We start from the raw sequence: 26513 nt of genomic DNA, 5'->3' as shown, positions 1-26513 counted from the left end.
TCAGCTTCAATGCGGTGGATGCCACCGATGCCAGTGTCTCGGCCATCCATGTGGTCCCGGCGTCAGGCGGACCTTGGACGGCCATCACGGATGGGCGATCGTTCGACGACGTCCCGCGCTGGGCGCCCGATGGGCGAACGGTGTACTTCGTGTCGAATCGGAGCGGCTTCCTCAATGTCTGGGGTCGCCGCTTCGATCCAGAGGAGGGCAGGCCAATCGGCCCACCGTTCCAGGTCACCTCATTCGACGGTCCGGGAGAGATGCTGCTGCCGCGGATGGGCAACATCAAGCTCGTTGTGTCCTCCAACCGCTTGCTCGTCCCGGTCGTCGAGACGGCCGGCCGCATCTGGCTCCTCGACAACGTCGACCGGTGAGCTACGGCGTGGCGAGCCGTGCCGCATGTCGCTGCACCTTCCGAATCGCCTCGGCAATCTGATCCATGTCGCTGCGCCGGCCGAGCAGCATGTTCTGCGTGAGCCAGACCGCCTCGCGGCACAAGCGGTCGTTCTGCGGACACCGGTTGCGCTCTTCGAGCTCGGCGATCTGCTTGGCCGAATAGATCGTCCGATAGCCGCGCCCGGTCAAGGTCGCGGCAAGAAATGGCTCCTTGTTCAGCGGCGTGTATCCGCCTGACGCCGGTATCCCTTCGGCCGCCAGCGCCTCGAGGAACGCGGCGCGCAGCAGTCCAGCGAACTGCGCCGGGTCATACCGAAACATGTAGAGGTGATAAGCGTTTCTCGTACAACCCTCGTACATACGTGCCGGCGCGATTCCAGGAATGTCTCTCAAGAGGCTTGTAAGGTATGCACCGTTCTCGTCACGAGTGTGCGCCTGGGCCTCCAATCGCGTCATCTGGGCCGTGAGGAGGGCCGCCTGGAACTCGGTCAGCCGGAGATTCGCTCCCGCTCCCCGATACGAGAAGTCCTGCCCGGTCACCTTCCGTCCGCGACTGTTGTTGTGGAAGGCATAGCACGTCTCGATGAGCTCGCCATCGTCAGTGAGCACCGCTCCACCCTCGCCCGCGTTGAGGTTCTTGCTCGCCTGGAAGCTGAAGCAGCCCGCGCGACCGTACGTACCGACCTTGCGGCCTCTCCACTCGGCAAGGTGCGACTGGCAGGCATCTTCAACGACCGGGATGCCGCGGGTGCGCGCGGCCACGAGAATCGTGTCCAGGTCGGCCGACGCGCCGCCGAGGTGAACGGGGACGATGGCGCGCGTTCGATCGGTGATGGCGGCTTCGATCTTGGCCGCATCGATTTGGAAGGTCTCGATATCGGTGTCCACGAACACAGGCAGCGCGTGCGCCAAGAGCACCACGTTGACGGTCGCGATGAACGTGTACGGCGGCACGATCACCTCGTCGCCAGGCCCCACTCCGAGCGCCTGAAGCGCGGTAATCAAAGCGCTGGTGCCGTTGGCCGTGGCCAGACAATGTCGCGCTCCGGTCAGCTTTGCGTACTCCGCCTCGAAGCGACTGACTTCATCACCGCTGCCGCGGAACCAGTGGCCGCTGCGAAGGACTCTCTCGAGAGCCTCGGTCTCGCGCTCGTCCGCCACGGGCCAAGATGGGAACGGCTCACGTCGCACCGGCGTTCCACCAAGCATTGCCGGCGTCGAAGCGTCGCCCGCCACCGCGCGACGCCCCGAGAGCGCCGCGCTGCCTGCGGCGACCGCAGCCATGAACGTCCGACGATTGAGATCGACCTTCATCGCTGGCCTCCGTTCTCACTCGACCGCGTGGGTCACGGTCCGCATCAGATCGTTCACCTTGTCGTGGATGCGCTCTTCCACCGACGCGGCAAAGGCGCTCGGCTTACCGTAGTAGATCATTGCGCCGCCCCCCTCGTACCCACCCTCCTCGAGCACTCGCCGAGACGGGACGTACGCAAAGACATCGTTGCTGTATCCGGCAACCCACATTCGCTCATGCGGATATGTCTTCTTCAGCCGCAGCGAATAGTCCACCACGACTTCCCCGCCCAGGGCCACCAATGTCAGGTCGCTGCCGAACCGCCATATCTGAACCGGTTCCGGTTGCACCGTCGGCAGCGGGCGGCCGCTCTGGAGCTGCGCCAGCATCAGGTTGGCATGGCGCCGCACGTACTCATCAGGATCCTGGAGCTTCGACTGCCATACCTCGCGCCCGGGCGTTTCTGCGAACGGCAGGTCCACCGTGTCGTAGGCGGCACCGAGCGGGCCCGATACCGGTGTGGTCGACGTCAGCGTCTTGGCAACCACGTCCGCGAGCGCGCGGCCGTGCTGCTCGACCAACGCCAGCGTCCCCCGCGGCTTCGGGTTGGCATCACCGCCACAACCGGTGACGAACAGCGCGCGTGCGCCCGGATACCGTCGCTCGAGCGCTGCCTGCGCAACGCCGGCGTAGTCTCCGTGGAACCGAACGAAGTCCGCGCCGAGCGTCGTGTTGTGACAGGCGTATCCGAAGACAATGGCCAGCGTCTCGTCATCGGGGCCGCCGACGCGAGCGACCGGCACCGCGTGGTCCACGGGACCCTTGGGTGTGAAGTCCACACGCCGGTTTGCCGCAAATCCTGCGCTCCCCTCACCGACGCTCAGGCTCGCTGGCTGCAACCGCCCGAGCGCATCTCCAATAACGCCGGTCACCTTCGTTTCGAGGTCACGTGAGTACGCGTGGATCGTATCGCGCTGCTCGGCCGTGAGGTCATACGCCACCGAGAGCATCCCGTCCACGACCGGCCCGCAGTGAGTGTGGCTAGCGTTCAGCAGCAGGTGAGCGCGGCCGAGCCCATAGCGGCGCTCGGCCGCCGTCGCCACACGCCCGGCTATCTGATCGGTAAACCCAAGGATGTCCGCGGTGACCAGCACTGCACGCACGCCGTTTGCGTCTTCCAACGCGAGCGCCCTCGCAAAGAGCGGCAGCGCGACGCCCTGCGATGGCCGCTTTCGCGCTGCATACCCAGCCATCCAGATCTCGGTCGCAGGCGTGATGTCGACGGCAGCGGCGCCGGCGCGCCACCGCGCCGGCCGCCTGGCACACGCAACCGACGCGCCCACCGATCCAGCAATCATCCTCAGGAGAGCCCGCCTGTTCACCGCAGATCCTCGTGGCCTCGCTCAGCCTCGATGGCAACGACGAACCGCCCATGCACTTCGCCGCCCAGCATGGATGCAATCACGTCGGGCAAGTCAGCGAGCGCAATGCGTCGCGCGATGTCGTGCAGATGGCGCGGCCGCAGATCCGTCGCCAGGCGATCCCAGAGCGCCTGACGCTCGACGATCGGCACGTGACCAGAGTCGATGCCGAGCAGATTGACGCCACGGAGTAGAAAGGGCATGACCGTGCCACGGAAGGTCGATCCACCGACGAGACCGCACAGAGCTACGTTGCCGTATGGCTTGACGGTTCGCAGCAGATAGTCGAGCGTAGCGCCGCCAACATTGTCCACCGCGGCGGCCCAACGCGTCCGCATCAGATGACGCACCTCGGCGCCTGCTGGGATGGCCGCCTCGTCGCGGCTCAGTAGCTCACTGGCGCCCAGCCGCCGGAGCCAGTCGTGCAACGTCGGCTTGCCGGTGCTCGCGGCCACTTCGTAGCCTGCCGCAGCAAACAGATCGATCGCAAGACATCCTACACCGCCGGTGGCACCGGTGACGATGATCGGGCCATCAGATGGCCTGGTGCCGTTGTGTTGGATGGCCAGCAAGGCCATGGCGGCAGTGTACCCGGCGGTACCGATCGCCATTGCGTCGAACGCCGACAGAGACGAGGGGCGGCGGACGACCCACTCGTGCGGAACGCGGGCGTAGCAAGCGTACCCACCGAAGCGTCCGGCGCCGAACTCGTACGCCGTCACGATCACCGGATCGCCGGGACGGACGCCGGGATCGCTGCTCTCGACCACCGTGCCTGCAGCGTCGATTCCGGGAACGTGGGGATAGCTTGCAGCGATCCTATTCCGGCCGGTCGCGGCCAGGGCATCCTTGAAGTTGAGCGAGGAGTACTCGACCTCGATCGTCACGTCGCCAGGCGGCAGCTGGTCGAGCGTGAGCCGATCGATGCGTCCAGCGACGCGGCCGTCACGTTCTTCGGCAACGAACGCAGGAAACGAGTCGGGCATCGCCGACATTATGCGACATCATCGTCTACAACATTCCACGATGATCCTCGATTGACGCACGATCCGCATGTAGGCCCGACCTTTAGGGCCTGTCAGGAAATAAGTGTGCCGTTCTGGGTGTCGAGGCGCCCGTCTGGCAAGGCGCGAGGAGTGCGCATACCGGGAGTATGCAAGCGACGAGCAACGCTGCCAGACGGGATGCATCGGCACCCAGAATGGTGCACTTATTCCCTGACAGGTCCTTAGGTCGGGCTCTTGTTCAGCCCTCCCGAGAGGGCCGCCCTACCTTCGTTCGAGACAGCTTACGGTTGCCCTTGCACCAAGGCATCAATCGTTTCGCGGGCGACGCCGAGCTCGTCCTGAAGACGCTGACCGTTGGATTGGACCCAGCCCACGAAATTCTTCTGAATCTCCTCCGTCCATTTCGTATCCATCTGCCCCGCTGTATACGTGCCGTTGGCCACCATGGCGTGGGCAAACGCGTCTCGGACTCTGGTTCGCTCTGATTCGTTGACCACCTGCTCAGCCAGGTGAGCAGGGATGAACACCACGCCTTCTCGCTTGGCAAGCACCACGTCGCCCGGCATGGCCGTCACTGATCCAATGCGAGTCGGGGTGTTGAGACCGACCAACATCATGTTCTGGATATAGGAAGGGTGCCATCCTCGCAAGAACGCGTTGAAGCCCTCGATCTCTTGCAGCCCCTCCAGGTCTCTCGCAGAGCCGTCGAAGACAACGCCATTCCCTGAGTTGGCGTAGATCGCGTTGCCCAATCGGTCGCCAATGAGGGTTCCGTCTGCGATCTTCCCGAAGCCGTCCGCGACGTACACGTCGCCTGGTTGGAGCATGTCAATAGGCCACGTGTTCGGTGGCCCCGATCGTTCAGCCTGCTTCCCTTGTTGATCGATGTATTGCTGGACATCCGGGCGCGCGGGAGCATAAGTGGCGGTCAAGGCCCGGCCGACAATCGCCTGATCTGGACGCATGATCTCCCAGCGGCCTTGCTCGAACTCGTCGCCGTCCTCGAACTGGGTGGTGTACTTCGCTCCGCGAAGGGTCGCCCACGCTTCTTCGATCGTCACGTGCTCCATACGCTTCAGGACGTCGTCCGCCACGTTCGGACGACCGTCGGGAAAGCGAGGCCCTTCCCATTCCGCGGTCATCGCGATGAGCTGGTCCTTGGGAACGGTTTGGGCTCGCAAGGGGCTTGGCAGAGCCAGACAATAACCAGCCAGCAAGACTGTGCAGTACTTGGAGGATGCAGTGAGCTTCATGCTTGTCCATTCCTGAATCAGCAAAAGGATATGGGTTCGTGCGTACGCAAGAGTATAAACGCGAAGGCCCTGCACATGGTGCCCGGCAACTCACCTCGTCAGATCCTGAGAAAGATTCGCCGCCGGTACATCCAGAACAGGATGCTCCAGAAGACCAACAGGACGGCAAGCCCTCGCAACACCGGCTCGAACGGCGCGCCGAGCAAGAGGAACGGCGCCTGCCCAACGTGCCGAACCAGTGCGGACGCCACGAACTCTTCGAGCGTCCAGCTCATGACGTAGATCGCTATCGAGTTCGCGCCGACGACCAGGAGCGGGAACGACCAGCGCTTCCATCCCCTGCACTCGATGACCGCGTAGAGCGCTGCGAGCATCAGGACGACCAGCCCGCCGCTGTAGAGCGTATATGACGAGGTCCAGATACGTTTGACGATGGGGCAAATGTGTAGCCACTGGAGCAGCAGCCCGGCCAGCGCGAGGGCGAGCCCGGCGGCAGTGAGCCCTTTCAGCTTCTCAACGGCCGGCCGGTCCGTCCTGAGCCACTGCCCGGCCCACACCCCCAGCAGCATCGTGGCGAGGGTTGGAATGACGCTCAGCGTCGACCAGCCGCCCTGGTTGAACAGAAACGGCGCTTCCCGCGGGAACAGGTTCAGGAACCACAGATCGAAGGCCCAGGACAAGTTCGAGTTCTTGTTGAAGTGCGCGAGGAAGCCGGTGTAGAGATGCGGCCAGTCGGCGGGCACGCCGACGCTGGTGTAGTCGAAGCTAGGACCGGGCAACGGGTAGAGGGCAAACGCCGCCCAGAAGCCCACGAGGAGCGCGCCAAACACCGCTGCCTGGATGCGCCACGACACCAGCGCGAGCAGAAACAGGAACGTGTAGCCGAGCCCGATCTGCGTGAGCGTGTCTTCGAACGTCCAGTAGGTGTGGGGTGCGTGCAGCGATCGCAGAAAGATGCCGAGAAAGATCAAGATCACGCTTCGCCAGACGGCGTGCGCCAGCATGCGTCGGCGGCTGCCCCCCCGGGCCAGGCGCGCCGCGATGGAGAACGGCAACGACACGCCGACGAGGAACGAGAACGCGGCCTGGATCAGGTCGTGCAGCGAGCATCCCTGCCACGGCACGTGCGTGGTGTTGTAGGCAACCAGCGCCCAGAGCCGGCTCGTCGGGTACGCATCGTGAAGCGTCCACAGTTGCATGACCTCGGCGAGCATCAAGACCATCACGAGCCCGCGAAACACGTCGACCGACACCTCTCGCTTCGCAGCGACTGGTGCAAGCGCGGCTGGAGACTCGGGCACGGCTGGTGTCACTCTCCTCATCACGAACGGCATTCTAGCGCGCCGCGCCACACGACGCTCACGGCGCGCTCGGCGAGCGCGCCCTACCATCGTGGTAGGGACGCCTCGCCGAGGCGTCCGCTTCCGGTTCTCGACGATTCGAGTCCGACCGAGGGCACACGTAAACGGGAATGGCGCCGGTTATCGTAACGTGAACGGACGGAACGGACAATCGACGCCGCCGTTTCAGCCTTGCACGTGGCGCTCTGGAAGACAGCCCTACCTGTTAGCATTCGACGGTTTGCACAGGTGACCGTGGAAGTCGTCGCGTACCACGAGACAGACTGGAGAGTGAATGACGACGCTCGACGTGTTGGTGGCACGGGCCTGGCCGCCCGGCTTGCAGGTGTTCACGCTTGCACTCATGTGCGCGACGGCAGCCGCGGGCGCAGAGGAGGCCAGCGCGGAGGCACGTGGTGGAGCGAACGCAAAGGCCGCGGCCGTCGGTCAACAGCCCCCGCCAGCGGCCGCGCCTGTCCGGCAACTCGTCACCAGATCCGCCATCGTCACGGCCACGGCAGAAACCATCACGGTCGACGGCGTGTTGGACGAGCCTGCCTGGCACTCGTCGCCAGGAATCGGCGACCTCGTACAGCGCGAGCCGAGGGCCGGTGCGGCGCCCAGCGAGCGCACCGAGGTCACGTTGCTCCAGGACCAGGACTTCCTTTACGTTGGCATCGCGGCCTACGATTCCGAACCGCATCGTGTCATCGGGACCCAAATGATGCGCGACTCGAGCCTGAGCTCGGATGACCGTATCGAGATCCTGCTCGACACATTTCGCGACCGGAGGAATGCCTTCTATTTCGCGACGAATCCGTCTGGCGCGCTCGTGGATGGGCTCGTGGCCGACGGCCAGCTCAACACCGATTGGGACGCGATCTGGGACGTGCGTACTGCACGCACGGAGCACGGGTGGGTGGCGGAGTTTGCGATTCCGTTCAAGAGCTTGAGCTTCCCCGCCGGGCGCACCGCGTGGGGATTCAACATCGCGCGCACGATCTATCGAAAGCTGGAGGAGGACCGCTGGTCGGGGGCCAGGCTCGAGACACAGTTCTTTCAGGTCTCCGAAGCGGGAGAGATCACGCAGCTCGATGGGTTGACCCAAGGTATTGGTCTGGATCTCCGCCCATTTTTCGCTGGGGATTGGCTGTATCTCGACAGTACTGAGACGGGTGATTTCCGCAACAAGCCGGGTCTCGACCTCGCCTACAACATCACGTCCAGCCTGAAGCTGACGGCCACCTTCAACACCGACTTTGGCGAGACGGAAGTCGACGAGCGCCAGATCAACCTCTCCCGATTCTCGCTGCTGTTTCCAGAGAAGCGGTCGTTCTTTCTGGAAGACGCGGGCGTTTTTGGCTTCGCCAGTCTCGGGCCGGAGCCGCCTGGCGGCATTCCCGAAGCCGGCGCCGACGTGTATCCCTTCTTCAGCCGCCGAATCGGTCTGCTGGAGGGTGAGGAAGTACCTCTCGATGCTGGCGCCAAGCTGACCGGGAAGGCCGGTCGGACCGACGTCGGCATGCTCGGCGTTCGAACCGGCGACGTGGCGGCTGTCGTCGACGAGAAGAACCTCTTTGTCGGACGCGTCAAGCGGAATCTCTTCCAGCAGTCCTACGTAGGCGGGATCTTCACGGCCGGCGATCCGGCGCTCGGGCAGTCGGCGCAAACCTACGGCGCCGACCTGCGCCTCGCGACCTCTCAATTCCTCGGCGGCTCGCGCAATCTCGATGTGAATGCGTACGCCGTGCGCGGTCAGCGGGAAGCGCGCTCAGACGAGGATTGGTCGTACGGCTTGTCTGCCCGCTTTCCAAACGACAAGTACGATGCGCAGGTGGCGCTTCGTGAGATTCAGGAGAACTTCGACCCCGCCCTCGGGTTCGTCCAACGGAGCAACGTCCGGCTGTTCAGGGTGGCCGCAAGCTACAACCCTCGCCCGCGAAGCTTCCTCAACATCCAGCAGATGAATCACGACGTCTTCTACACGCGGTTCACGCGACTCGACAACGGTGAAGTCGAGAGCTGGGACCTGTACGTCACGTGGCTCGATTGGCACTTCAACTCCGGGGACAACATCCACGGGATCCTGGATTTCAATCCCACCTACGAGCGGCTCTTCGAGCCGTTCGAGATCTCGCCCGGCGTGATCCTGCCTCCCGGCGAGTACCGGTTCACGCGCTTCAAGAGCAATCTGTTCTCCACGGCCACGAAGCGCCCGCTCTCGGGAAGCGCCACTGTGGTCTTCGGCAACTACTGGTCGGGTACGGCGACCCAGGTAACAGCGGGCACCACGTACAAGCTCCCGCCCCGCTTCACCGTTGAGCTGGACGCGGACCAGACATTCGCGCGGCTGCCCGAAGGCGACTTCACCGCCCGCATCGTCAGCTCGAGGGTCAGTTACTCGGCCTCTCCCCGGCTATCGTTCTCGAGCCTCGTTCAATACGACAATCGCTCGCGAAATCTCGGCTGGCAGAGTCGCGTTCGTTGGACGCTGAAACCCGGCAACGACCTCTTCATCGCGTTCAACCAGGGCTGGATTCACGAAGAGGGCGACAACCTGCGATTCAGGCCTCAGGACACGAGGGCGTCTGCAAAGTTCCAGTATTCGTTCCGCTTCTGACACTCGCCCACCCGGACCGCTCGCGCGGGACGCGCGCGGCCACCGCTCATCGAGGTAGCGGCGAGCCGAGGGCTGCCGCGCCAGCCGCCCGCCGTCTGCCGTCGGCGTTCCAGTAGAGCGCGCGCTCGACGACGAGCGCCGCCGGCGTCGTGCCAACGCTCTCGACCAGGGCGCCAAAGCGGCGACTCTCGCTCTCCGGAAAGTCATGAGCGACTGAAATGCCGGTGTGACTTCGTGCCGGGAGCTCGTAGGTCCGCATGGCGCTGGTCCCGTCTTCGAAGAGCAGCGTGACGCGGGCCTTCCCTACGGTCGACGACGTGTTGGCAACAAACAGGTACGTGCGGACGCGGGCCGGGCCTCCGACTTCACCTTCGGCAAGCGCCCAGCGTGTGCTCGTTCGCGTGGCACCCACGGTGCCGTGCGATCCGTGCCACTGTCCGGCGGGCGACCCCGGCCACCACATCGAGCGCTCGGCAAGAAACGATACCCCGTTGGCTGATTCCAGCATCGTCGACATGGATGTGTGACCGAGGTCGGCGCCTTCGTAATCCACATGCACGGTCTTGCGCGACCGCGGCTCGAGCACGTAGCGCCGCTGCACCGTCCGGCCCGTAGGCAGCAGATACGTCGCGCGCACCTCCGCGGCCGTGTCGTGGGGATTCGCCAGGGCCAGGAACAGATCGAAGTAGTCGCCGGTCTCGCCGCCACCAAAACACCACTGGGTTGAAGGCGCCGTCGCACCGGCGCTCGCGCTACCGGCCACGAGGGCCTCTTCCCGACCCGAGAAGTAGAACGCACGCTCGGCAATCACTGGCACGCTGTTGGTCGATTCGACGATGGCAGAGAGCTCGCTGCTGTCGAGCGGGGGCCCCTCGTCGTTGACCCGGATCGTGAGCCGACTGCGCGGCGCGATGGTGTATCGCCGTATCTCGGGCGACCGCCCCTCCGCCAGCAGATAGGTCACTCTGACCTCTGCCGCGGCATCCTGCGGGTTGTGCACGTGATAGAAGAGATCGAGCCAGCCGGGCGACGTCATGCCTTCCGTGAAGTACCATTTCGTCGATGGAGCGGGAAGCATCGTTTCGAGGTGCGCACCCTCACGCCCGTCGCCCTCAGGCCCCGGGCCCCACGTCACGGTGCGATCGACAACGACTGGCGCATCCGCTTCCACACGGGTGGAGAATGTCCGTTCCGTCAGCTCCGGAAGGTCACGTGCGGTCAGCGTTGCGCGTGTCCGTGGTCCGAGCTCGAGCGCGCGCGTGCGCTCGATCCCTTCTTCGTCCGCGAAGACCATCGTGACCGCTGCCGGATCGTCAGTGGGATTCAACAAGGCGAAGCGTGTCTCGAAGCCGTCGGCTGCAATACCTTCGGCAAAATAACCGCGGTGGGAGGTCGTTGTCGGCGGCTCAGGAGGCAGCGGGCTCTCGGAAGGAGGGGGGATCGTCACCTGCATCTCGCCCGAGGGAAGGCTGGTCATGCCTGCCGTGTTGTAGGCTGTCACCGCAAAGTAGTAACGACCGCTCGCCAGATCGCTGACGGTGAAGGTGGTGCGGTTGCGGACGTCGATCTCCAACGTGTAGTCACCTGGCTGCGTGCCGTAGACCAGTCGATAGCCGGCGATGTCCGGCTCGCCGTTGGCATGCCACTCGAGCGTGACGGAGCCGGCTGCGGCGTCCTGCGGAAGCAGAGCAAGCCCGAGCAACGCGCACGCAGTCGCTCGGACGACGAAGCAGAAGACAACGGACGGAAGGGGAAGTGACATGGTAGGGTCGCCCCACCGCAACGACTGTGCCGAACGGTGTCGTTCCGCGTTACTGTCGTCGAGAGAATGGCTTGCGTCGTAGTGCTTGAACTTGGCGCTCGGTTTGTTTCTGACGACCTTGTAAGGCCAACCGCAATTGTGTCGACCGGAGGACCAAGAGGATGCCGGAGCTTACAAGTAAGCGCGGCCGTAGAGGAGATGAGCCGCACAGGCTTCGCTGGAGCCTCGATGGCAATCAAGACGCGCCCGTGCGATTCGCACGAGCGCCAGGAGGTAAGTTGATGCGTGTGGTGGCAACATGTGTGACCTGTTTGCTGGCGTCGCTCGCCTTGGTCGCACTTCGGCATGACCCTGGGCACGCCCAGGCTGCCAGGAGTCAGACAGCCGACGACGCGGCGATTCGAGACCTGGTAGCGAAGTATGTCGATGCGCGTGAGCAGCGGAGCGCGGCGGCGATCGAGGAGCTGTTCACCGAGGATGCCGATCAGCTGACATCGTCTGGCGAGTGGCGCAGGGGACGTGATCAGGTCGTCCGCGGCGCGCTCGCATCGTCTGAGCGCACGGGCGGCACGCGCACGATCACTGTCGAAACCGTTCGCCTGCTCGCGCCCAACTTGGCAGTTGCCGACGGACGCTATGAGATCGCCGGCGTGTCCGGAGGCGACAGCCGCCGGATGTGGACCACGTTCGTCCTGGCGCAGGGTGCGAACGGGTGGCGGATCGCGGCGATTCGCAACATGCTGCCCGCGAGCTGAGCGAAAAGGAACCGCTCGGGCTTCGATAGTGTTTCCTTGCTGCCGCGCAGACGGCACGTTATGATTGGGGGCTTGGGCGCCCGTAGCTCAGTTGGATAGAGCGTCGGCCTCCGGAGCCGAAGGTCACAGGTTCGAATCCTGTCGGGCGCGCCATTGGGGTCGAATCCTAGGCGCCTCAGGGCAATTTCCTTCCATTATCGCGGCGACCCGCGCCTCGCTTGAAACAGCGAATCACGTCTTCTTTCCAATAGCGCCCCCGCAGCCCGGGAATCTCGGCGGGAAAGAAACCCGCGCGTGTCCGGCGCTCGAGCGCCTTCAGTCGATACAGCATCCGGATCGAACAGCGCAGAAGGGCGGCGATCTCCGCCTCGTTCATGGGAACGAACACGAGTGCCTGTAGCCGTGACGGGATACGACGCAGGCGGCTCAACAGCGTCCGCTCCCGACAAGCGGAAGCGCGTCGTGATGAATTCAAGGGTCACGAATAACCTGTGGAAACGCGCCTCGGAGGCAACCTGCGTGGAAAAGGATTTCGTCCTGCACCAGCGCACGTTTGAGCTGTTCGGCATCATCTCTGAACAATTCACCGCCCCGCGTCAGTACACATCTCCCGATCTCTTCAGCGGGTAGCGCGCGAACGATGGGGTGGGCCGCGTCCAGTAACGCATGCCATCTCCGGGCCAGCTCGCCTGCGTCTGGAGGGATGCCCTCAAACGCGAGCGCCGCGATTTCGTCCGCCGAGTACCGGCTGGACCGCGCGGCGTGCTCGAGAATCGCTTCGGGACCGAACCCAGGATCCTTGCCACTGGCGGCCCAGGCCACGTATCCGAGGGGTTGCACATGCTCAGCGCTGTTGATGACGTCCACCCAGTCGCGCACTTCGAGACGCCCGACGAGAGCGAGCACCTTGTTCGTCGCGAGATCGAAGGGATGCAGCACTAGCCCAAGCTCCTCGTGTTCCATCAGCGGGAAGAAGCGGTAGGCGCTGTCGCGCGCCCACTCCACGCGCAGCGACCTGCCGCCCGCGCTCACCTCCGCCTCAACATAAGAGGGCCGTTCGCGCACGACACGCAGCTCAAACCCGTGTTGCTCGAGCACGTGGCGGTCCGAATCCCACGCCGCCGCGACGGCTGTGTCCGTGTCGTGGAACAGATCGATGTCGCGCGAGATCCTCGGACTGGCGATCAGCTCGTTCAGCGCAGCTCCGCCGGCAACGTAGCTCTCTCCCGCAGCGATCCGATTCTTCGCTATGAGGCGGCAGACACGGCGCTGGAAGTCTGTGAGAACCATTGACGAAGCATCGCTGCTCGGAGATGGGCGCGACGGTCACCGTACCGCTGCACGTAGTCGAGGATGCGGAGCTGCGCCTCGCGTGTCGCCGGATAGTAGTCGGGACGCAGAAACCAGAGACACTGCGTGCGATACTCGTCGACGAGGGCGTTGACAGCGTCCGCGAGCGTCTGGGGCTCAACAGCCATGCCTCGATTGTATCTTGGATCGCCGGGTGCGGTTCCCGCAGGTTCGACCGAGGTCGATGCCCAAAATCCGGTGGCGCCCAGGAGGTCAAGATCGAACGGATCATGGTCTTCCTGCGTCTCCGTTCCTTTGCCTCGGCGTCCTTGCGCTGGCTAGTTGGCGACCAACGTCAACAAGCTCAAGCGCGACGATCGCTCCGCCGAGGTGCGCGGCTCATTCCGACGGTAGCTCCAATCGGCAGCATCCCAGGTTGAGGTGATCTGGCGTTCCGCCGTGGTCGTCCACCTCGAAGACGCCGGCTCCCAGCGAGTAGAGCACGAAGCGGCCGCGTTTCTCCCGCTTGACGAGGCCCGCCGTCGAGAGGACGTGCATATGGTGCGACACGTTGACGGCCGCGGTCCGGAGCATATTCGCGATCTCCGTCACGTTCCGGGGACCACCTCGCAAGAAGTGAACGATCCGCAGTCGCTCCGGGGCGGCCAGAGCCGACAGCTTGCGGGCACAGCGTTGAGACTGTAAGGGATCTCGCTTCACATCCTTGTCCTGCGTGATGTGACTCCCGGCAGGGACGTCACGTCTCCCACACACGCTCATTTTAGCCTCCGGTAGAACCGCTGTCTCCTCGACCCCATAAACACCACGACACTAAGGCACGTATTAGGATGTCTGAGGGGCTGACGGACGTTGGCGTCGAACCGGACGTTCCAACCGCCATGTGGCCGTATGCCCTGCCATGTGCCAACTGGAGGCTTCTGCGATGACGACCGCCACCGCGCCGGCCGGAGCCCTAAACCGCACTCCGGGCGACGCCATTGCCAAGATCAAGTTCCACGTCTCGCTGAACGTGTCCGATTTGGGCCGGTCGGTCGAGTTCTACACCGCACTTCTGGAAACCGGACCCGTCAAGCTCTACCCCGACTACGCCAAGTTCGAGATCGACGAGCCGCCCATCGTCCTGTCGCTCAAACCTCAGCGGGCGTGCGCCGGTGGCCCCCTCAACCATCTCGGCTTGCGCGTCGTCACGCTGGACCAACTCCGATCTGTCCACGAGCGCTTGCGGGCGGTTGGCGCTCGCATGGGCGAGCAGGACGATGTGCAGTGTTGTTACGCCCGTCAGACGAAGCTCTGGGTCACGGACCCAGACGAGACGCTCTGGGAAGTGTACGTCTTGCACGACGACGTGCCGGACTGGGGTGAGAAGCACCGCAAGGTCAAGTTGCTCGCCGCCCCATTCGAAGCGCTCGGGCTCCGTGGCGTGGTCCGCCGAGCGTGGAGCAACGCGCTCGGCCCGCGGCCCGTTCCCCGGCCTGGCGGTGCGGTGCCCGCCCCGGACGAAGGGGCGGAAACCGTTCCAGCGGACGCCTGCCAGACCCGCCGCTGAGAGGAGGAACAGCCTGTGTCCACCACGACGCTCTCGGGCACGGTCCTGGTGCCTTCTCCCCCGAGCCCGCACAACAGACGGCCGGACGGAGGGGCACTGCCGCCAGAAGGACAGCGTCCCCCTGACCGCGCTGCAGTCGCGTCGTGGCGGGACTCCTTCGTATATTGGTCAGGGTTACCGTTGCGCTGGACCGGCCAGGTGGCCCACAACGGCTTGGGCATCCTGCGAGTACTGGACATCACTTGGTTGAGGCCGATGCCGGTCGGCCTGATCCATCGCGACCATCCGTGGGCGACGGGCATCAATCCCGACACCGGGCAGTATGTCTGGGCCCAGAACGTCCTGTACCGCTCGGCGCGCGGCGGAGTAGATAGTGTCCTGCCGCCGGACGACGTGGTGCTGACCACAACGTGCTGGTTCCTGGCCAGGCGGGCGGCTCTCTCAGCCGTCGTCCCCCAGCTGCATCAGGGGCCGAGCCGTCGGATGCCGCATGGCATCAACTACATTCACGGCGCGTCGCATTACAACAGCGGCATCTGCATCTTTACGGACTTTTCGGACGCGTTGGCACACTTCACCGACAGGCGTTTCCGGGCGGAGATCTGGCGGTTCGTCCGGCGAGAGCGGCGGGAACTGTTGATTCTGTTTCGCCAACGGGAGTACAGGCCGCGCGAGTTCGCCTACTTTACGTGCTGCCTCCGGACACTCTTTCCGTGGTTTTGCAATGCCAATGGACCAAGGGGCTGCGTGCTCTGGGGAAACAGTGCTCCGTTTCCCACGGCTAACCTGATCACTGGCCACTGGGCCGCCGACGTGTACGCCCTGAAGAAGCCGGCCGGGGCGGCCGCCGTGGTCCGCCCGCCCCTCACCCCAGGGGTGTACTTCTGTGGTGGTCCCTATGGCCGAGGACGGCGGCACGTCCTGTGGCCGGAGCGCCTGCTGGCGTGGGCCACGTACTGGCGCGTCCGGTTGCGGCGAGGTCGGGGCGGCATGTTCTTCGTGGATCGGCGGCGGGTGTACGCAGACGAGATCGAGAGACGGCGGCGGCGTGGGCTACCTGATGTGCCCGTCGCCAGGATGTGACCGAAGCCGCACGCCGAATCCACTCGTTGCCACGCCCTGGGCCCTGGACAGCGAGACGACCCGTGCATCGATGCCGAATGCGCCGCGCGAACGCGGACGCCTCGGCGAGGCGTCCCTACCTGCTGTAACGAATCGACCGTCCGGGAGACTGTCACGGATATGACCGGGCGCACCATTGTCATCTTCACGCGTTCGCCGGCGGCTGAGGCGCGTGCGAAGCGGCTGCCGGCCGGCCCGGGCACGGCGCTCTTCGAGTCGTTCCTTTCGGCCTGGCGCCGAACGGCAGACGAAGCCGGAGCGGACTTCCTGGTCGTGGCCCCGCGCGACTCCGTGGCGTCGCTCCAGGAGACGCTGCCGGACGTCGACATCGAAACGCAGCCAGACGATCGATTCGACGTCAAGCTCAACGCGGCCTTTGATGTAGCCTTCCGGCTCGGCGCGAGCGCCGCGCTCATCGTCGGCGGCGATAGTCCTCCGATCGAGCCTACAGAGATTCGCCGAGCATTCGACCACCTCGAGAGCCACGAACGCGCCCTCTTCCTCGCGCCCGCCGATGACGGCGGCGTGAACGCGATTGGCCTGACGCCGACGACCCCCCGGATGTTCGGAGCGGTCAATTGGAGGACGGCCGCTGTTCACCGCCACCTTCGCGCGTGCGCAGACCAGCTCGGCGTCACGATTCTCGACACGGACTCATCGCCCGACCTCGACGCGAGCGGCGCTATCCGATCACTCTATCGACGCAGTGTGGTCGCGCCGCTCTGGCGGGCCTATCGATGGTTGGTACGCGCCCTCATCCCGTTGGTGCCAGCCGCCGCGACGCATGTCGCCCCCCTCCCATCGCTCCTGCTCTGCTCCGCCCGCACCACACGCGGTCCTCCATTCGCCCATCTCTGTTCGTAGGATTGCGCTCCGACGTCGTCGGCGCCCGCCCCTGAGCGAAGTCGAAGAGTCGAAGGGGTCGGGCCTACCCGCGGTGCGCAGGTGTCTCCGCACACGCGAGCATGGGAGGTGTCGTCCCGGCACGCGTGGGCCGACGCAGCCCGCCCCCACTGGAGAGATGGGAATGATGTCGCGATTGCTATTCGTGCTTCTGATAGCCATGCTGGTCACCTCGCCACGGCTCGCCGCCGCGCAGGATGCGCGGGCCACGTTGATGGGTGTCGTGCTCGACGAACAGGGCGCTGCCGTCGTGGTGGCCACGGTGTTCGTCACGGCCGAGGACACCGGGCTCGAGTGGTCGACGACGACCGACGAAGCCGGCCGCTTTCGGCTGCCGCTCTTATTCCCCGGTTCCTACACCGTGCGCGTGCAAGCCGCCGGGTTCACCGAGGGTCAGCAACCCGGCCTTACGTTACGCGTCGGAGAGGAACGGCGCGCCGACGTGGTGCTGCGGGTAGCCGCCGTGGAAGACGCGATTATCGTCGAGGCCCCCATCACCAACAGCGGCAGCGGCAACTTGGCGACGGTACTGCCAGACGAGCGCATTCGGAACCTACCCTTGAACGGCCGTCAACTTCAAGAGCTCACCCTGACGGCACCCGGTGTCAGCGCGGCCGGAGGCTTCCGGTCGTCGGCCTTCAACCAGTTCGGCCTCGCGACGCCGTCAGACGGCAATGCTGGCGCATTCTCGGTGAACGGCGCACCGTCACGCTCGAATGGCTTCTTTCTCGACGGCGTCGACATCAATATTCCCGAGCAGGGCGTGATCGCGTTCCCGCCGTTGGTCGAGGCCATTCAGGAAGCGGACATCCAGACCAGCGGCTTCAAAGCCGAGTACGGCCGCTACTCCGGCTCCATCATCAATTACGTCACGCGCTCCGGAACGAACACCTGGCACGGGTCGGGCTACGAGTTCTTCCGTGACGACGCGCTCGACGCCGAGGATTTCTTCGTCAAGGAGAACGACCTGCCGTCCACAGAGCTCCGCTCGCACCAGTTCGGCGGTGCGGTCGGTGGCCCCCTCCAGCCGAATCGCCATTTCCTCTTCTTCAACTACGAGCGCAACCAGGTCGACATGAGCACGGGGCCGTTCACCAGCAATGTCCCGACCGAGGCGCAGCGGAACGGCGCGTTGAGCTACACGGCATTCACGGACGCAAACGGGAACGGGATCTTCGACGCCGGCGAGCCGACGGCGCCCGCACAACTCGATATCAGCGGCCAGATTTCCCCGATCTCACAGGCTATCAACGACGGCTTCATCCCCCTGCCGAACACCGCGGACCCGGGCGCGAACTTCGTCGCCAACGGCCTGCAGACCATGCGGGAGGACGCCTTCGTCGTGCGCACCGACAGCCGGCTGTCAGATCGAGACATGCTGACCGCCCGCTATAACTTCGACTTTCAGGATCAGTTCTTCCCCTTCGATATCTTCTTCACGTCGGCCTCCCTGCCCGCGTTTCCGTTCTCGAACCCGGAGCGGCGACAGTCGCTGGCGGTGGCGTATACGCACACCTTCGGGTCGGGCGTGCTCAACGAGGTGCGCTTCGGCCTCAATCGGCAGAGCAATCCGATCATCACCCTCAACGACGTCGACCCTGCCTCGATCGGGCTGCCGAACGGTGCGCCGCAGAACGAGTTTGGCCGCGGGCTGCCGATCATCAACATCACGGGCTTCGGGGGCACGGGCGGCCAGCCCTTCACCGACGACCTCGGTGCGTCGACGACGAATCGCACCCTGTTTCAGTTCATGGACAGTCTGTTGGTCACGCGTGGCGCCCACGCGATCAAGCTGGGCGGCGAGCTGCGCTACGCGGAGGTCGACTCGAGCCAGTTCCGGACGCTCCGCGGGTCGCTGACGTTCAACGGCACCGAGAACGGCGTGATCGACCCCACCATTCCCGGCAACGCACCCGTGGCGGCCCTGGCCGACTTCCTCCTTGGCTTGCCGTCGCAGGCCACGATCAGCTCGGCCGACCCGACTCGGCGATTCCGCACGACCGCCTTCAGCGCGTATATCCAAGATGATTGGCAGGTCACGCCGCGACTCACCTTCAACCTGGGCCTTCGCTACGAGCTAGACACCCCGTTGACCGAGGCTGACGACCTGCTGTCGAATCTCATCCCCGGCGTCGGCAACTTCGTTGTTGGCTCGGACGAACTGTCGCGACTACACGACATCGACACGAACAATTTCGCTCCCCGCTTCTCAGGGGCATACCGGCTCGATGACTCAGGTCGGACGGTTCTTCGAGGCGGCGTCGGCGTCTACTACGACAACGGCGTCTTTCAAGACCGTTTCTCGACGGCCCGAACGAATGCCCCGTTCGCCCTGACCGCCATCCACAACGACCCGGTGCCGTTTCCTACCGACGGGAGTGACGCCACAACGTTCACGAGCTTGCTCGGGAGCGGAGAAGCCTCCTCCGCCGCGTCGATCGACGTCGACTACGCCACGCCGCTGGCGCTGCAATTCAACATCGGCATCGAACGCGAGCTGGGCCACTCGCTCGTCGGCGAGATCGGCTACGTAGGACGGCGTGGGTACAAGCAGTCTCGGCCGATCAACATCAACCAGGTCGTCGCCGTCAACAGTCCCGCCGCGCTCGTTGACGGACTGCCCGTCGGATCTCGGCCGTTTGCCGGTCCAGACGTACCAGAGGGCGCGCGATTCTCCAGCGACATCTTCCAACAACACTTCAACGGACACTCCGTGTATCACGCGCTCCAGGCACAACTCGAACGGCGGTTCTCGGGCGGGAGCTCCTTCCTGGTCGCGTACACGTGGTCGAAATCGGACGATGATGCCAGCGGCATCGGCACCGGCGACGATGACCTGCCGCAGGACTCGTTCAACCCCGATGCGAACCGGGGACGGTCGAACTTCGACATGCCACACCGGCTCGTGGCGAGTGGCACGTGGGCCCTGCCCTTCGGTGAAGGGCATCGGTTCTTGCACGACGGGGGATTCCTCTCATCAGTGCTGGCCAACTGGCACGCGGACAGCATTCTGACCTGGCAGTCCGGGCAACCGTTCACGGTGAGTGTCGGCAGCCTCGATCCGGTGCTACAGATTGCCAACCGGCGTCCGAACCAGGTGAGCGATCCGAATGAGAACGTGCCCGAGGGATTCGCCTTCAATCCTGACGCGTTCGTCGCGCCCCCAACGGGCGAGCTCGGTGACGTTGGTCGCAACGCGATGCGCGGCGACGACTACTTCAATGTCGATCTCGGGTTGACTCGGCGATTGCGGATGCCGATGGTGAGTCCGATGAGCGCCCTGCAGTTGCGACTCGAGGTGTTCAATCTGTTCAACAATGTGAACTTCAACTTTCCGGTGAGCACTCTCTCCAGCGAGGCATTCGGTCGGTTCGTCAGCAATGCGACGGCGCCGCGGATCGTTCAGCTCGGCGCACGGTTCGAGTTTTGATTGAGTGGAGGTGTACCGTGGAAAGCATCTATTACGTCGTGAGTTGGGCGTGTCATCGGAAGTGCACGCACTGCTACGAGCCGCGGTTCCGTCCGTACGCGCGCAGTCGGCTGCGTGCGCTCGTCGACGAGGCCAAGGTCACCGCTCCACGGGTGATTGCGAATTTGCCAGAACGGATCGACTATCTCGATCTCTCAGCGCCAAGTGAGACGGCTCCCGGTGGCTATGAGCGCCGCCCGGGACGGATCATCCTGGCCGGCGGCGAAGTGCTGATCGACCCCGTTCGCGAGGAGGTGCTCTATCCGGCGCTGGACACCATCGCCGCGCGTTACGCGGGTCAAGGCGTGCGGGTGGTTGTGCAGACCACCGGCGATCTGGTCACGCCGGCCGTCATCGACGAGCTCCTGGCTCGTGGTGTCTGGATGATCTCCTGTGCCGGCATGGATGACTTCCATGTCGGGATGGAGGGCGACAACCGCCTGCCGCTCATCGACCGGCTGCGGCAGATGTTCGAGGCAGCTGGCATGACCGACAGCGCGCTCGCCGTCAGCGAGCGTCACTGGCCCAAGGCTGGTGACAGCGGCCCGGTCTACTCGCTGTTCGGCGCCACCGAGGATGCCTGGATTGGCAAGATCTGGCCGCGGGGACGCGCCTGGGAGCATTCGCTCTCGCGCGCCACCATCCAAGACAACTTCTGCAATGCGTGGTCGGGCGGGTTGAATTTCTTGCGACGGGGCTTCTCCGGCTCCGAAGTCTCGATCGATCCGAATGGCGACGTGTTCCCGTGCTGTCTGAAGACCAAGAAGGCGCTCGGGAACCTCACCGAGGAAACGCTCGACGAGATTCTCGCCAGCCTCGAGGGCCATCCTGCCTTCGAAGCGATCTCGAACGGTCATCCGGAGCGGATGGGGATCACCTCCGGGTGGGACGTCGCCCGATTCCTCGAGGCATGCCGCACCACGACTCCCGATGGCCGACCGTATCGCAATCTGTGCATCGGCTGCGATCGGTTCCACGAACAGGTCTTGGGACCGGTGATCGACCACATCCGGGGGGAACGCCTGGCCGCCCGCGAGGCCGCGACAGGAGCCCGTCGCCCGTGATGACGAGGGTCGTCGCCGTCGGCCTGACACTGTTCCTCGCGGCCTGTACGACGATGACGGAGCCCGATCCTGGGGATTGGGACGCCGTCGTGGCGCAGGCGCGAGGTCAGACCGTGTACTGGTATGCCTGGGCGGGCGATCGACGCGTCAACAACTACATCGCGTGGGTCGCGCGTGAGACCGAACGCCAGTTCGAGGTTGGCATCGAGCACGTCAAGATCGCAGATACGGCGGAGGCCGTCAGCCGAGTCCTGGGCGAGAAGTCAGCTGGGCGCGCTGCCGGCGGGTCGGTCGATCTCATCTGGATCAACGGCGAGAACTTCGCCGCCATGAAGGAACATGGCCTGCTCTTCGGCCCTTGGGTGGAGCAGATGCCCAACTGGCGCTATGTCGACGTGGAGGGGAAACCGGCGGTGACGCGCGACTTTACCGTGCCCACCGAGGGGCTGGAAGCGCCGTGGAGCATGGCCCAGGTGGTGTTCTACTACGACACCGCGCGGGTGGCCGACCCTCCTCGCAGCATGAAGGCGCTCCTCGATTGGGCGCGTGCCCACCCGGGCCGGTTCACCTATCCCCAACCGCCGGACTTTGTCGGCACCACCTTCCTCAAACAAGCGCTGTACGGACTGCTAGACGACGTATCGATGCTTCAAGATCCTGTCAGTGAAGCGACGTATACCAAGGTGACCGCACCGCTGTGGTCGTGGCTCGACACCCTGACCCCGCATCTCTGGAGGTCCAGTCGCGCGTATCCGCAGAGCGGACCGCGCATGCGGCAGATGATGGCCGACGGCGAGATCGATATTGCGATCTCCTTCAGCCCGGGGGAAGCCTCCGCCGCCATTGCGAATCAGGAGTTGCCGGAAACCGTGCGCACCTATGTGCTCGACGGGGGGACCATCGGCAATGCGAGCTTCGTCGCGATCCCGTACAACGCCGCGCACAAGGCAGGCGCCATGGTGGTAGCGAATTTTCTGATGTCGCCCGAGGCCCAAGCGCGTAAGCAAGATCCGAAGGTGTGGGGCTCGCTGACCGTGCTCGACATCGAGCGGCTGCCAGCGGCTGACCGTGCGCGCTTCGCCAACCTTGACCTCGGCGTGGCGACCCTCTCCCGTGAGGAGCTCGGCCAAGCGCTGCAGGAACCCCATCCGAGCTGGATGGTGCGCATCGAGGAGGATTGGCTTCGCCGCTACGGTGTCGTCCCGTGAGCGTCGCACCCGCGATCCCGTCGGCTCACCGGCGTACATCGAGCCGGCTGCAGCTGCTGCCGTGGGCGCCGACGTTGACGCTCGCCATCTTGCTCGTCCCGCTTCTGGCGGGCGTGGCCGGGACGCTAGCGCCGGCCCTGGGGTGGCTACCGGCCCTTGGGCGCGACGCGATCAGTCTTGCGGCCTGGCGCGACCTGCTCGCCTGGCCTGGTCTCACTCGATCCGCGGCGCTGAGCGTGACGACTGGCCTGCTCGCGACGGCGCTCTCGCTGGGCACGACGGTCCTCATCTGCGCGGCGTGGCAAGGGACCCGCCTCTTCGTCGCCATCGAACGCCCGCTGGCGCCACTGCTCGCCGTGCCCCACGCGGCAGCCGCCTTCGGGCTCGCGTTCCTGATCGCGCCGTCAGGCTGGATGGTCCGTGCGCTGTCGCCGTGGGCGACCGGCTGGACCGCGCCTCCTGATGTGTTGATCGTGCAGGATCCCCACGGTCTCGCCATGGTGAGTGGCTTGGTGGTCAAGGAAGTGCCGTTCCTCCTGCTGATGACCCTGGCGGCGTTGGGACAGACGGACGCGAACCGCAGCCGTCTCACGGCCGAAACACTGGGCTACGGCCATGTGACGGCCTGGGTGAAGAGCGTCCTTCCGCAGGTCTATCCTCAGATCCGCCTGCCGATCTACGCGGTGCTGGCGTATTCGATGTCTGTGATAGACGTCGCGCTCATCCTCGGCCCGACGAGGCCGCCGACACTCGCGGTCCAGATCCTGCACTGGACCAACGATCCCGATCTGGCGCTGCGGTTCCGCGCCTCGGCAGGCGCCGTGTTGCAGCTCATGCTGGTCCTCGGGACCCTCGGGCTCTGGCGGCTTGGCGAGTTGATCGGCGCGCGCCTGGGCCGCGTCTGGATCGAGGCGGGAGGGCGCGGCGCGCGCGACAGTGTGTTCCGCGTCCTTGCGCTCGGCGGTGCCGGACTGTCGGCCAGCGCTGTGTTCCTGGGGCTAATCGGACTGGCGGTGTGGTCCGTGGCTGGCCTGTGGACGTTCCCCGACGTGCTTCCTCAAGCGTTCAGTGGGCGCGCCTGGGCATACGCCAGCGGCGAGCTTGGCGCCGTCGTCGGCGAGACGGCGCGGATTGGCGGTGCCGCGACGCTCGTGGCGTTGGTCCTCACGCTCGCCTGCCTCGAGGCAGAGCATCGTGTCGGCGTTCAGCCGACGATCAAAACCCTTGAGGACCGAAGACTTGACTCACTGAGTCAAGTTTCGGTGCGTCAAGCGAGCGTCGTGGGGCGCGACCGAAGGGCGCGGCCCGCTAGAAGTCTGTGGCTGCTGTATCTGCCGCTCCTGATCCCGCAGATCGTCTTTCTCCTCGGACTTCAAACGCTCGCGACGGCTGTCGGTATGAATGGCGGCCAGTTGAGTGTCATCGCGGTGCATGTGATCTTCGTCGTCCCGTATGTCTTTCTCTCTCTCGCTGATCCCTTTCGGGCCTGGGATCCTCGCATGGGTCTCGCCGCCGCCACGCTTGGCGCCGGACCTGACCGCGTGTTCTGGGCCGTGCGGCTGCCTCTGCTGCTGCGGCCTGTGCTGGCCGCCGCCGCCGTGGGATTTGCCGTGTCCGTGGGCCTATACCTGCCTACGCTCTTGATTGGCGCGGGCCGCGTGTCGACCCTCACGACAGAAGCGGTGGCCCTCGCCTCGGGTGGCGACCGACGCCTGATCGGTGTGTACGCCCTCACGCAAGCCGCAGCAGCATTCATCGGATTCACGGCCGCGCTGGCCATCCCGGCACTTGTGTTCCGGAACCGCCGTGCGTTGAGGCTCCACGCATGACTGCCGGACTTCGCCTTGAGCAGATCTGCATCTCTCTCGGCGGACGTCGACTCGTCACGCTGGATGCAGACATTGCGCCGGGCGAAGTGCTGACCGTCATGGGACCGTCAGGCTCTGGCAAATCGACCCTGTTGTCTGTCGTCATCGGCGCAGTGCCGCCTGCCTTCGAGGTCAGCGGTACGGTGTGGCTCGATGGTCGCGATCTGACCGGGCTCGGGCCCAACGAGCGGCGCATCGGCATCCTGTTTCAGGATGACTTGCTGTTTCCGCATTTGTCGGTCGGAGGGAATCTCGCCTTCGGGCTCCCGGCCTCACTCCGCGGCCGTGCCGCGCGGCGCGCGCGCATCGAGGACGCGTTGGCGGAGGCCGACCTGTCCGGTTTCGCTGACCGAGATCCAGCCACGTTGTCCGGCGGTCAGCGGTCCCGCGTGGCGCTCATGCGCATGCTGCTGGCCACGCCCCGCGCGCTCTTGCTCGATGAACCGTTCTCCCGCCTCGACACCTCACTCCGCGCGCAGATCCAACGGTTCGTGTTCGGCCAGATTGCCGCACGGCAGCTCCCCACGATCCTCGTCACGCATGATGCGGCCGACGCCTGCGCGGCCGGAGGCCCGGTGTGTGACCTGTCCGCGCCGGACGAGTTGAACCAGATAGCACGCTGATTACGAGGCGTTGGCCCACCTTCCGTGTCGCGATGTCGGAGCGACGCCGTGACCCGCCCCTTGCACCCCATGTGCGTGGCAGATTACGTCTGGGGGTCGCTCGCGGTTCCTGCCCGCAACAGAGCCACCACGGCGTCCACAATCCGTGTCATGGCTTCCGGTTTGAGCGCGCCGACTTCTGCGGTGATGAGATCGCTGCTGGCCGTGAACAGTTTTGCTGGCCTAGCGTAGCTCGTGACGTGCAGCGAGCCTGAGGCGAATGCGCCTTGGTCTAATACAATCGCTGCGGCGTCAGCATACGGCTTGCTGGTAACTTGACACAGCACGCGGTCACCACGTCCAGCATCGGCGAGTACAACCGCCGGACGCAGCTTGGTCCGGGACAGGTCGGAAAAGGGGAACCGGACGAGCACTACTGCACCTCTTGCAGGTGTGACCACGCCTCGTCCTCCTCAGGCCGATCCCAATCCTCAGCCAACGCGGCTTCGCTCAGAAGCGCCGTCTCCGACGCGCGTGCGGCGGGACGCTCGTCCAGGATGGTCACGAGTGCGCGACGGGCCTCGTCGGGACGCACGGGTTCCAGCAGTCTGACGTTGCCACGCTCGTCGATCACGGCCTCCACTGTCTTGATCATTTGCTTTGCTCCCCGGGCCATACTCAGACTCGCATCAGGCAGTCTGCTTCGTCAAGTTCTTGCGAGCCGTGGTGCTTGCGAGCCGTGGCCGTGGTCGCGCCCCGCAACGCTCACTCGCGCCGACCATCCGCCTACGTCCAATAGAGCACGCGAGGGCGCCACGCGCCTGTGGCGAGAACAATCCTCGCCACATCCACCATCACGCCTCGTTCAGCGGCACGACCTGTACGGCCGCGTCGGGAACTCCGCCGAGGAACCGGTCGAGCGTCGATCCATGCCACAGCAGCTCCCACCGAGACCTGGCACTCTGGCCGAAGATGACGTGGGTGACCCCTTCACGCTGGGCGAACGCGATGAGACCATCTGACGGACGTGCGGCCTTGACGCGCACCACCGTGGCGCCGAGGCTCTCCGCGAGCGTGATGTTCTGTCCGCAACGCTTCCGCATCCCGCGGGTTGATGTGCTCCGGTCGCTCCCGCGGCGCCTCCACGTAGACGGCGTACCACCTCGAGCCCAGGCGGCCGGCGATGCGTGCGCCGGCCCTCATGACGCGAGGTGCCAGCGTATTGGAGCTCATGCACACCATGACGCGTTCGGGGATCAGCGCTGGCTCGAGGCCCTCGCGCGCGCGGTAGCTCGCCGCCTTCTCCCCCACTTCGTCGGCAACGGCGCGAAGCGCGAGCTCACGCAGGGTTGACAGATTGCCCTTGCGAAAGAAGTGTGAAAGCGCCTGCTCAACTTTCTCCGGCCGGTAGATCTTTCCCTCTCGGAGCTTGTTGCGCAGCTCCTCGACCGTCACGTCGACATTGATGACTTCATCGGCGCGGTCGAGAAACGTGTCCGGTACGGTCTCGCGCACGCGCACGCCGGTGGCCCTGGCCACGGCGTCGTTGAGCGTTTCGAGATGTTGGATGTT

General features: G+C 65.0%; 24 protein-coding genes and 1 tRNA gene. 12 read left to right on the top strand and 13 right to left on the bottom strand.

Going from position 1 to position 26513, the window contains the following annotated elements:
- On the top strand, nucleotides 1-374 hold a 374-nt coding region (locus tag GEV06_22510; protein ID MPZ20656.1), incomplete at its 5' end, for a hypothetical protein.
- 1 nt (nucleotide 375) lies between these two features.
- Here the strand turns inward: GEV06_22510 and GEV06_22505 are convergent.
- The 5 genes from GEV06_22505 to GEV06_22485 form a co-directional block, all read right to left on the bottom strand.
- Entirely contained in the window at nucleotides 376-1710 is a 1335-nt protein-coding gene (locus GEV06_22505) for an aminotransferase class I/II-fold pyridoxal phosphate-dependent enzyme (protein ID MPZ20655.1), read from the bottom strand.
- Between the two features lie 15 nt (nucleotides 1711-1725).
- The gene (locus GEV06_22500) at nucleotides 1726-3072 is read right to left on the bottom strand and encodes a hypothetical protein (GenBank protein MPZ20654.1); all 1347 of its coding nucleotides are present in this window, start codon (nucleotides 3070-3072) and stop codon (nucleotides 1726-1728) included.
- Nucleotides 3069-4097, bottom strand: coding sequence for an acryloyl-CoA reductase (locus tag GEV06_22495; protein MPZ20653.1), 1029 nt, complete (start codon nucleotides 4095-4097; stop codon nucleotides 3069-3071). The genes GEV06_22500 and GEV06_22495 overlap by 4 nt, the downstream gene beginning before the upstream one ends.
- Nucleotides 4098-4399: 302 nt before the next feature.
- Nucleotides 4400-5371: an RraA family protein gene (locus GEV06_22490; protein ID MPZ20652.1), complete on the bottom strand. Its 972-nt coding sequence runs from the start codon at nucleotides 5369-5371 to the stop codon at nucleotides 4400-4402.
- Between the two features lie 98 nt (nucleotides 5372-5469).
- A complete protein-coding gene (locus tag GEV06_22485; GenBank protein ID MPZ20651.1) occupies nucleotides 5470-6594 on the bottom strand; it encodes a hypothetical protein in 1125 nt (374 codons plus the stop codon).
- A gap of 412 nt (nucleotides 6595-7006) precedes the next feature.
- Between GEV06_22485 and GEV06_22480 the strand changes: the two genes are divergently transcribed.
- A complete protein-coding gene (locus GEV06_22480; GenBank protein MPZ20650.1) occupies nucleotides 7007-9331 on the top strand; it encodes a hypothetical protein in 2325 nt (774 codons plus the stop codon).
- 46 nt (nucleotides 9332-9377) lie between these two features.
- Here the strand turns inward: GEV06_22480 and GEV06_22475 are convergent, their stop codons facing one another.
- On the bottom strand, nucleotides 9378-11093 hold the full coding sequence (locus tag GEV06_22475; GenBank protein MPZ20649.1) for a hypothetical protein: 1716 nt from the start codon (nucleotides 11091-11093) through the stop codon (nucleotides 9378-9380).
- Nucleotides 11094-11254: 161 nt separating this feature from the next.
- On the opposite strand from GEV06_22475, the gene GEV06_22470 reads away from it, so the two are divergent.
- Nucleotides 11255-11848 carry an SgcJ/EcaC family oxidoreductase gene (locus tag GEV06_22470; protein MPZ20648.1) on the top strand — a complete coding sequence of 198 codons (594 nt, stop codon included), beginning with the start codon at nucleotides 11255-11257 and terminating at the stop codon, nucleotides 11846-11848.
- A gap of 76 nt (nucleotides 11849-11924) precedes the next feature.
- Nucleotides 11925-12001 (top strand) — tRNA-Arg (locus tag GEV06_22465).
- Between the two features lie 22 nt (nucleotides 12002-12023).
- On the opposite strand, the gene GEV06_22460 is transcribed toward GEV06_22465, so the two are convergent.
- The 4 genes from GEV06_22460 to GEV06_22445 all read right to left on the bottom strand — a co-directional run bounded on the left by GEV06_22460 (nucleotide 12024) and on the right by GEV06_22445 (nucleotide 13858).
- Nucleotides 12024-12278, bottom strand: coding sequence for a hypothetical protein (locus GEV06_22460; protein ID MPZ20647.1), 255 nt, complete (start codon nucleotides 12276-12278; stop codon nucleotides 12024-12026).
- Between the two features lie 41 nt (nucleotides 12279-12319).
- Nucleotides 12320-13138 carry a hypothetical protein gene (locus GEV06_22455; GenBank protein ID MPZ20646.1) on the bottom strand — a complete coding sequence of 273 codons (819 nt, stop codon included), beginning with the start codon at nucleotides 13136-13138 and terminating at the stop codon, nucleotides 12320-12322.
- The gene (locus tag GEV06_22450; protein ID MPZ20645.1) at nucleotides 13096-13326 is read right to left on the bottom strand and encodes a hypothetical protein; all 231 of its coding nucleotides are present in this window, start codon (nucleotides 13324-13326) and stop codon (nucleotides 13096-13098) included. Before GEV06_22450 ends, GEV06_22455 begins: the two co-directional genes overlap by 43 nt.
- A gap of 211 nt (nucleotides 13327-13537) precedes the next feature.
- The gene (locus tag GEV06_22445) at nucleotides 13538-13858 is read right to left on the bottom strand and encodes a metalloregulator ArsR/SmtB family transcription factor (protein MPZ20644.1); all 321 of its coding nucleotides are present in this window, start codon (nucleotides 13856-13858) and stop codon (nucleotides 13538-13540) included.
- 199 nt (nucleotides 13859-14057) lie between these two features.
- Between GEV06_22445 and GEV06_22440 the strand changes: the two genes are divergently transcribed.
- From GEV06_22440 to GEV06_22405, 8 genes are all read left to right on the top strand, one after another.
- Nucleotides 14058-14705, top strand: a complete 648-nt coding sequence (locus GEV06_22440) for a hypothetical protein (protein ID MPZ20643.1) — start codon at nucleotides 14058-14060, stop codon at nucleotides 14703-14705.
- 15 nt (nucleotides 14706-14720) lie between these two features.
- Nucleotides 14721-15788, top strand: a complete 1068-nt coding sequence (locus tag GEV06_22435) for a hypothetical protein (GenBank protein ID MPZ20642.1) — start codon at nucleotides 14721-14723, stop codon at nucleotides 15786-15788.
- A 159-nt stretch (nucleotides 15789-15947) separates the two neighbouring features.
- Nucleotides 15948-16691, top strand: coding sequence for a DUF2064 domain-containing protein (locus GEV06_22430; GenBank protein ID MPZ20641.1), 744 nt, complete (start codon nucleotides 15948-15950; stop codon nucleotides 16689-16691).
- Nucleotides 16612-20160 carry a hypothetical protein gene (locus tag GEV06_22425; protein ID MPZ20640.1) on the top strand — a complete coding sequence of 1183 codons (3549 nt, stop codon included), beginning with the start codon at nucleotides 16612-16614 and terminating at the stop codon, nucleotides 20158-20160. The genes GEV06_22430 and GEV06_22425 overlap by 80 nt, the downstream gene beginning before the upstream one ends.
- Before the next feature lie 17 nt (nucleotides 20161-20177).
- Nucleotides 20178-21263, top strand: coding sequence for a radical SAM/SPASM domain-containing protein (locus GEV06_22420; GenBank protein ID MPZ20639.1), 1086 nt, complete (start codon nucleotides 20178-20180; stop codon nucleotides 21261-21263).
- On the top strand, nucleotides 21263-22471 hold the full coding sequence (locus tag GEV06_22415) for an ABC transporter substrate-binding protein (protein ID MPZ20638.1): 1209 nt from the start codon (nucleotides 21263-21265) through the stop codon (nucleotides 22469-22471). Before GEV06_22420 ends, GEV06_22415 begins: the two co-directional genes overlap by 1 nt.
- A gap of 53 nt (nucleotides 22472-22524) precedes the next feature.
- Nucleotides 22525-24300 (top strand): ABC transporter permease subunit, encoded by a 1776-nt coding sequence (locus GEV06_22410; protein ID MPZ20637.1) that lies wholly within the window; start codon nucleotides 22525-22527, stop codon nucleotides 24298-24300.
- Nucleotides 24297-24962 carry an ATP-binding cassette domain-containing protein gene (locus GEV06_22405; protein MPZ20636.1) on the top strand — a complete coding sequence of 222 codons (666 nt, stop codon included), beginning with the start codon at nucleotides 24297-24299 and terminating at the stop codon, nucleotides 24960-24962. The genes GEV06_22410 and GEV06_22405 overlap by 4 nt, the downstream gene beginning before the upstream one ends.
- Before the next feature lie 83 nt (nucleotides 24963-25045).
- Here GEV06_22405 and GEV06_22400 read toward each other — a convergent pair whose 3' ends face one another.
- The 3 genes from GEV06_22400 to GEV06_22390 form a co-directional block, all read right to left on the bottom strand.
- Entirely contained in the window at nucleotides 25046-25402 is a 357-nt protein-coding gene (locus GEV06_22400; GenBank protein MPZ20635.1) for a MazF family transcriptional regulator, read from the bottom strand.
- Nucleotides 25375-25596 (bottom strand): hypothetical protein, encoded by a 222-nt coding sequence (locus tag GEV06_22395; protein MPZ20634.1) that lies wholly within the window; start codon nucleotides 25594-25596, stop codon nucleotides 25375-25377. Before GEV06_22395 ends, GEV06_22400 begins: the two co-directional genes overlap by 28 nt.
- 335 nt (nucleotides 25597-25931) lie before the next feature.
- A partial coding sequence (locus GEV06_22390; protein ID MPZ20633.1) for a hypothetical protein occupies nucleotides 25932-26513 on the bottom strand: 582 nt, incomplete at its 5' end.

The organism is Luteitalea sp., from assembly GCA_009377605.1.
GTDB lineage: Bacteria > Acidobacteriota > Vicinamibacteria > Vicinamibacterales > Vicinamibacteraceae > WHTT01.
Note: the sequence above shows the minus strand (reverse complement) of the source record. Positions and strands in the feature narration are given on the sequence as shown.

What these genes read in the sequence shown, in the direction of transcription:
- GEV06_22475 (MPZ20649.1), bottom strand. Translation starts at nt 11,093, where the DNA reads ATGTCACTTCCCCTTCCGTCCGTTGTCTTCTGCTTCGTCGTCCGAGCG.
- GEV06_22440 (MPZ20643.1), top strand. Translation starts at nt 14,058, where the DNA reads ATGTGCCAACTGGAGGCTTCTGCGATGACGACCGCCACCGCGCCGGCC.
- GEV06_22470 (MPZ20648.1), top strand. Translation starts at nt 11,255, where the DNA reads ATGCCGGAGCTTACAAGTAAGCGCGGCCGTAGAGGAGATGAGCCGCAC.
- GEV06_22495 (MPZ20653.1), bottom strand. Translation starts at nt 4,097, where the DNA reads ATGCCCGACTCGTTTCCTGCGTTCGTTGCCGAAGAACGTGACGGCCGC.
- GEV06_22455 (MPZ20646.1), bottom strand. Translation starts at nt 13,138, where the DNA reads ATGGTTCTCACAGACTTCCAGCGCCGTGTCTGCCGCCTCATAGCGAAG.
- GEV06_22450 (MPZ20645.1), bottom strand. Translation starts at nt 13,326, where the DNA reads ATGGCTGTTGAGCCCCAGACGCTCGCGGACGCTGTCAACGCCCTCGTC.
- GEV06_22480 (MPZ20650.1), top strand. Translation starts at nt 7,007, where the DNA reads ATGACGACGCTCGACGTGTTGGTGGCACGGGCCTGGCCGCCCGGCTTG.
- GEV06_22485 (MPZ20651.1), bottom strand. Translation starts at nt 6,594, where the DNA reads ATGGTCTTGATGCTCGCCGAGGTCATGCAACTGTGGACGCTTCACGAT.
- GEV06_22425 (MPZ20640.1), top strand. Translation starts at nt 16,612, where the DNA reads ATGTCGCCCCCCTCCCATCGCTCCTGCTCTGCTCCGCCCGCACCACAC.
- GEV06_22415 (MPZ20638.1), top strand. Translation starts at nt 21,263, where the DNA reads ATGACGAGGGTCGTCGCCGTCGGCCTGACACTGTTCCTCGCGGCCTGT.
- GEV06_22430 (MPZ20641.1), top strand. Translation starts at nt 15,948, where the DNA reads ATGACCGGGCGCACCATTGTCATCTTCACGCGTTCGCCGGCGGCTGAG.
- GEV06_22405 (MPZ20636.1), top strand. Translation starts at nt 24,297, where the DNA reads ATGACTGCCGGACTTCGCCTTGAGCAGATCTGCATCTCTCTCGGCGGA.
- GEV06_22505 (MPZ20655.1), bottom strand. Translation starts at nt 1,710, where the DNA reads ATGAAGGTCGATCTCAATCGTCGGACGTTCATGGCTGCGGTCGCCGCA.
- GEV06_22490 (MPZ20652.1), bottom strand. Translation starts at nt 5,371, where the DNA reads ATGAAGCTCACTGCATCCTCCAAGTACTGCACAGTCTTGCTGGCTGGT.
- GEV06_22395 (MPZ20634.1), bottom strand. Translation starts at nt 25,596, where the DNA reads ATGATCAAGACAGTGGAGGCCGTGATCGACGAGCGTGGCAACGTCAGA.